The organism is Candidatus Effluviviaceae Genus V sp., assembly GCA_014728125.1.
Lineage (GTDB): Bacteria > Joyebacterota > Joyebacteria > Joyebacterales > Joyebacteraceae > WJMD01.
On the sequence record WJMD01000165.1, the window covers coordinates 1 to 6,195 of the forward strand.

Annotated in this window: 4 protein-coding genes and 1 tRNA gene; all 5 read left to right on the forward strand. The window is 68.6% G+C overall.

The window, feature by feature from the left end:
• Positions 1-127: 127 nt before the first annotated feature.
• The 5 genes from GF405_10065 (at position 128) to GF405_10085 (ending at position 6,162) form a co-directional block, all read left to right on the forward strand.
• Entirely contained in the window at positions 128-1,774 is a 1,647-nt protein-coding gene (locus GF405_10065) for a tetratricopeptide repeat protein (GenBank protein MBD3368499.1), read from the forward strand.
• A gap of 16 nt (positions 1,775-1,790) precedes the next feature.
• Positions 1,791-3,128: a phosphoglucosamine mutase gene (locus GF405_10070; GenBank protein MBD3368500.1), complete on the forward strand. Its 1,338-nt coding sequence runs from the start codon at positions 1,791-1,793 to the stop codon at positions 3,126-3,128.
• Between the two features lie 10 nt (positions 3,129-3,138).
• A complete protein-coding gene (glmS, locus tag GF405_10075) occupies positions 3,139-4,968 on the forward strand; it encodes a glutamine--fructose-6-phosphate transaminase (isomerizing) (protein MBD3368501.1) in 1,830 nt (609 codons plus the stop codon).
• An 81-nt stretch (positions 4,969-5,049) separates the two neighbouring features.
• Positions 5,050-6,036 (forward strand): selenide, water dikinase SelD, encoded by a 987-nt coding sequence (gene selD / locus GF405_10080; protein ID MBD3368502.1) that lies wholly within the window; start codon positions 5,050-5,052, stop codon positions 6,034-6,036.
• A 27-nt stretch (positions 6,037-6,063) separates the two neighbouring features.
• Positions 6,064-6,162 (forward strand) — tRNA-Sec (locus GF405_10085).
• The last annotated feature ends 33 nt before the right edge of the window (positions 6,163-6,195 follow it).

The following is a 6,195-nucleotide window of genomic DNA, read 5'->3' on the forward strand; positions in this document are numbered from 1 at the left end:
AACGGAGATCATCGGCGTGCGCATGGTCGAGAAGGACGGCGAGGACGGCGTCGTCATCCAGTCGGTCGGCCGCCGGGCCGAGTCTCCCAAGCCCGCCTGAGGACCCGACTCCAGACGGGAGTGCTCCTTGCAGCGAACGTACGTTCTTGCGCTCGTGGTCGTGATGGTCGCGCTTCTCGCGCTCTCCGGCTGCGTCTACTACAACACGTTCTACCACGCCCGCGAGGCTGCCGGCGAGGCGGCCGCTATCCGCGAGAGTCGCGCCCCTGATACCGACCCGACGGCGCGCGAACGGGAGCTCTATGAGCGGGTCGTCGAGAAGTCGGGAAGGGTCCTCGCTCTGCATCCGGAGTCTTCGTGGGCGGACGATGCGCTGTTGCTCATGGCACAGGCGTTGGCGTACCAGGGACGCTACGAGTCGGCCGGGGAGCACCTGAACGAGTTCCTGTCGCTCTACGCGGACAGCGAGCTGAGGTCTGAGGCCGATTACACGCTCGGTTCCGTCCTGATCGAGCTCGGGAACCCGGTGACGGCCGAAGAGCTCCTGATCGGCGTGGCCTACGCCGACCCGCCCGTCGAGCTTTCGGACGATGCCCTTCTGCTGGTCGGCGACGCGCGCGCCGCGCGGCGCCGCCGCGAGGAGGCCGCCGAGGCGTATCTCGAGGCGCTCGATCGGTTCCCCGACAGCGACCGTCGGGCGCAGACCCTGTTCCCGGCGGCCGAGAACTACGCGGAGATGGGGCGTTTCGAGCAGGCGGCCGATCTCTACGTCCGGGTTCCTGAAGAGACCTCGTCGCGCACGCTGGCCTTCGAGGCCAGGCTCAGGCTCTCGGAGGTTCTTCTCTCGCTCGACCGCGCCGGCGACGCGCTCGATGTGGCGCTCGATCTGGAGGGGCGGACGGTCGACCGGACGGAGCTCGACCGGGTGGAGCTTCAGTCGGGACTGGCGCTGGAGGCGCTGGGCGACTACGAGGAGGCGATCGAGACCTACGAGGAGATCGCGGCCTCCCACGCGCGGTCCGAGGGGGCTTCGAAGGCCTACTACCGCATCGGCGTCGTCAAGCGCGATGCGCTCGGCGATCTCGACGGCGCCGTCGAGGCGTTCCGTTCGTCATCGAGCGCGTACGGTCGAGGTGAGACGGCCGAGCTGGCCTCGCAGGCTGCCGAGGACATCCTCCGGCTGAAGGAGTACAGGCGCATCATCGAGGACTACGAGAGCCGGCCCGAGGAGGAGCGTGCGCCGGCCTCGACGGCACCGCCGGACACGTCGTCGGCGGCAGCGGACACGCTTGAGATCGCACCGGCGTCGGACGACACGTCGTCGGCGCGACCCGCTCAGGCGTCCGTCCCTGATGACGAAGCGGCGGCAGCACCGGACACGTCCGGAGCGAACGGGGGAGCGGCCGCGGCCGATTCCATCGGGCGCGGCTCGTCGGCGAGAGAGCGCGACGCCGCAGGGGCGCGCAGCGACACCACGGAGCTGTCGCCGGAGGAGGAGGCGGCCAGAGCCCGCTTCCTGCTCGCCGAGCTTCAGCTCTTCCGCTTCGACGACCCCACCAGAGCGCTGGAGCTCTACAGAGAGGTGCTCGAGCTCCATCCTGACAGCGCGCACGCGCCGCGGGCGGCCCTCGCCGTGGCCTGGGTCCTGGAGAAGAGGCTCGAGGACCTCGAGGCGGCCAGTGACGCGTACGAGCGGGTGATCGAATCGTATCCCGGGACGGACAGAGCCGAGGCGGCCGAGAAGGCCCTCGCGAGGCTCGCGTCCGGTTCCTGACGACGGAGGGATCCCCATGGCGCTCGTCCGGAGCGTGTCGGGCGTTCGCGGAACGACCGGCTCCGACATCACCGAGGAGCTCGCACGACGCTACGGCCGCGCCTTCGCCGAGATAACGGGCGAGGACGTCGCGGTCGGCTGGGACTCCCGGAGGGGAGGCGGGCGGCTCGTCGACGCCGTATCCCTCGGTCTCAGGGAGGGCGGCCGTTCGGTCCGTCTCCTCGGTGTCGTCCCGACCCCGACGGTCGGGCTCGCTGTTCGTCAGGGCGGGCTCGGTGGCGGCGTTTCGGTGACGGCCAGCCACAACCCCGAGACCGACAACGGGCTCAAGTTCTTCTCGTCGGAGGGCATCTTCCTCGGGGCGGAGGCGGTCGCCCGGCTCTTCGAGCTGGCCGACGGCCCCGAACTGCCGCGCGTCGAGGGGGCCGTGCCCGTCGCGCTCGAGGGAGCCGTCGAGCGGCACATCGAGCGCGTCCTCGGGTCGCCGCACGTCGATGCGGGCGCCGTCCGCGCGGCCGCCCCGCGCGTCGTCGTGGACTGCGTCAACGCGGCCGGCTCCGTCATCCTCCCGGGTCTTCTGAGAGCGCTGGGGTGCGACGTCGTTGAGCTCTCGACACGCCCCGGAGGCGGCTTCACACGCGGCGCGGAGCCGGTGCCGAACCATCTCACGGGGCTCTCAGGACGCGTCGTCGCCGAGGACGCGCTCCTCGGACTCGCCTGCGACCCGGACGCCGACCGGCTGGCTCTGGTCGACGAGCGGGGGCGCCCGGTCGGTGAGGAGTACACGCTCGTCCTCGCCGCGCGACCCGTGCTGTCGAACAGTCCCGCGCCGGTCGTCGTCAACGTCTCGACGAGCCGGATGATCGAGGACGTCGCGGGGCGCTTCGGCGTGCCGGTCCACCGTTCGGCCGTCGGGGAGATCAACGTCGTCGAGAAGATGTTCGAGGTCTCGGCCGTCGTAGGGGGAGAGGGAAACGGGGGAGTCATCCTCCCCGTCGTCCATCCGGGACGCGACGCCGCGACGGCAGCGGCTCTCGTCATCACCGGACTCGCCGGAAGCGGGTCCACGCTCTCGGACGCGGTCGCGGAGATACCCTCGTACGAGATGGTCAAGATGAAGATCGCGTTCCCGCGGGAGCGGTCCGACGAGCTTCCCGAGCTCATGGCCTCCGCGTTCCCTGACGGTGAGCAGGACCTCACCGACGGGGCCAAGACCTGCTGGACCGACCGCTGGGTTCACGCTAGGATGTCGGGAACGGAACCCGTTCTGCGGGTCATCGCCGAGGCGCGCACGGCCGGGGAGGCTCAGAGACTGGTCTCCGCCGCCGTCGACCGCCTCGAGCGCCTGAAGTGAGGGAGAACACATGTGCGGGATCATTGGCTGCGTCACGGCCGACAGCAACACGGTGCCGGCGCTTCTCGAGGGCCTGAGGCGCGTCGAGTACCGGGGATACGACTCTGCGGGGCTGGCTGTTGTCGACGGAGGGACACTCTCGGTCAGGAAGACGACCGGGAAGATCGACGATCTCAGACGGCTGCTCGAGGACGACCCGGTGCAGGGACCCACGGGCGTCGCCCACACACGCTGGGCGACACACGGTGAGCCCTCCTGCGAGAATGCGCATCCCCAGACCGACTGCACCGGCAGGATCGCGGTCGTTCACAACGGCATCGTCGAGAACTACCGCGCGCTCCGGCGCGCGCTCGAGGAATCGGGCCACACGTTCCGTTCGAAGACCGACACCGAGGTGCTGGCGCATCTGATCGAGGAGCACTACGAGGGAAACCTGGAGGCCGCCGTCCGCGCGGCCCTGGCGCGCGTTCACGGCGCCTACGGCATCGCCGTCATCCACGCGGACGAGCCGGGGAAGCTCGTGGGCGCCCGGAACGGAAGCCCGCTCGTCGTCGGCATCGCCAAGAACTCGTTCTACGTCGCGTCCGACGTGGCAGCTCTCGTGCGGTACACGCGGGACGTCGTCTATCTCGACGATCTCGAGATGGTGACCGCGACGCCGGAGGGGTTCTCGACGACGACGCTCGAGAACGAGCTGATCAAGAAGGACGTCGAGAAGGTCACGTGGAACATCGACATGATCGAGAAGAACGGCTACCCGCACTTCATGCTCAAGGAGATCTTCGAGCAGGAGCGCACGGTCATGGACGCTGTGCGGGGCCGCCTGATCTCGGCAGCGGGAGACGCGTTTCTCGGGGGGCTCCGCGAGCACCGCAGGGCCCTGAACGAGACCAGGAGGATCATCATACTGGCCTGCGGGACATCCTGGCACGCCGGGCTCATCGGCGAGTACATGATCGAGGACCTCGCCCGCGTTGCCGTCGACGTCGAGTACGCGTCCGAGTTCCGGTACAGGAACCCGGTCATCGGCCCCGGCGACATCGCTCTCGTCATCAGCCAGTCGGGTGAGACGACCGACACGCTGGCGGCGATGGCTGAGGCCCAGCGCCGCGGGGCTATCGCGCTCGGTATCGTCAACGTCGTCGGCTCGTCGATCGCCAGACGGAGCGACGGCGGCGTCTACGTGCACGCCGGTCCCGAGATCGGCGTCGCCTCGACGAAGGCCTTCACGTCGCAGCTCATGGTGCTGGCGGCCCTCGCTCTGATGCTGGGGCGGGCCCGGAACATCTCCGTCACGGAGGGGCGCCGCATCGTGGACGCCATGGAGCGGATCCCCGAGCAGATCGCGGAGATCCTCTCGAGGCACGAGAGCATCGGCGAGATCGCCCGGAAGTATGCCCATCACTCGAACTTCCTCTATCTGGGCAGGGGCTATCACTACCCGGTGGCGCTCGAGGGCGCTCTCAAGCTCAAGGAGATATCCTACATCCACGCCGAGGGCTACCCGGCCGCCGAGATGAAGCACGGGCCGATCGCCCTCATCGATGAGAACATGCCGGTGGTCTTCGCGGCGCCGCAGGACGCCTTCTACGAGAAGATCCTCTCGAACATGCAGGAGGTGAAGGCGCGCGGCGGGCGGATCATCGCCATCACGAGCGAGGGCGACGGACAGGTCGACAAGACCGCGGACGACGTCATCGAGATCCCGCGAACGCTGCCGCACCTGACCCCGCTCCTGTCGGTCATACCGCTGCAGCTCCTCGCGTACTATGTGGCTGTCGAGCGCGAGTGCAACGTCGATCAGCCGAGGAACCTAGCGAAGAGCGTGACCGTCGAGTAGACACGCGGCGGAGGGGACGTGACGAGAGACGAGATCTTCAAGCTGACCCAGAAGGTGAGCTGCTCCGGCTGAGCGTCGAAGCTGGGTCCGGAGGACCTCGCCTCGGTGCTTGCCAAGCTGCCGCCGGTCGACGATCCGCGCGTCCTCGTCGGGACGAGCACGGCGGACGACGCGGGGGTCTACCTGCTCGACGAAGACCGCGGTCTCGTTTTCACGACGGACTTCTTCACACCGATCGTGGACGACGCGCGCGACTTCGGACGGATCGCGGCGGCCAATGCCCTCTCGGACGTCTACGCGATGGGAGGGAAGCCTCTCATCGCGCTCAACCTGATGTGTTTTCCCGACGGGGAGATCCCCTTCGATATCATGGCTGAGATCATCGCGGGTGGTCAGGAGAAGCTTGGGGAGGCGGGGGCGCTGCCGCTCGGCGGTCACTCGGTCAGCGACCGGGAACTCAAGTACGGGCTCGCCGTCGTCGGGACCGTCGACCCGGGCCGGATCGTGACGAACGCGGGCGCGAGACCCGGCGACACTCTGGTTCTGACCAAGCCGATCGGAACAGGGGTCATGACGACCGCTCTCAAGAACGAGGCGCTCGAGACGCCGGCGCTCGCCCGGGTGACCGAGCTGATGCTCAGACTCAACCGGGACGCCTCGGAGGCCATGCTGGACGCCGGGGCCCATGCGGCGACCGACATCACGGGGTTCGGTCTGGCCGGCCACGCGCTCGAGATGGCACAGGCTTCTGAAGTGACGCTCGAGATCGATGTTGCGTCCGTTCCGCTCATCGAGGGAGCGCTCGAGGCGGCGCGGAACGGGCACGTGCCGGGCGGGCTCTTCACGAATCATCACTACGTGAAGCCGAGGACGACGATCACATCGCGGGCCGAGAGCTTCAGGCTTCAGCTGATGTACGACCCTCAGACGTCCGGCGGCCTGTTGACGGCGCTCGAGCCGGACGCCGTCGAGGGGTTCCTCGCCGCCGTGAGCGAGCGGGGACACGACGAGGCGCGGGAGATAGGACGCGTCATCGAGACCGGCGACAGACCGCTTCGGCTTGTCTGACGCCGTCCGTGGGTGCGGAACTGACGAGGGAGTGGATGGGTCCTGGTGGGCCCCGAGGGCTTCAAACCCTTTTGCCGGGCGGCTGACCCCGTCCGGGGTGGGTTCGATTCCCACACATTCCCGCCACATCGAACGAGACCGGGAGGTTGCTCGGTGAAG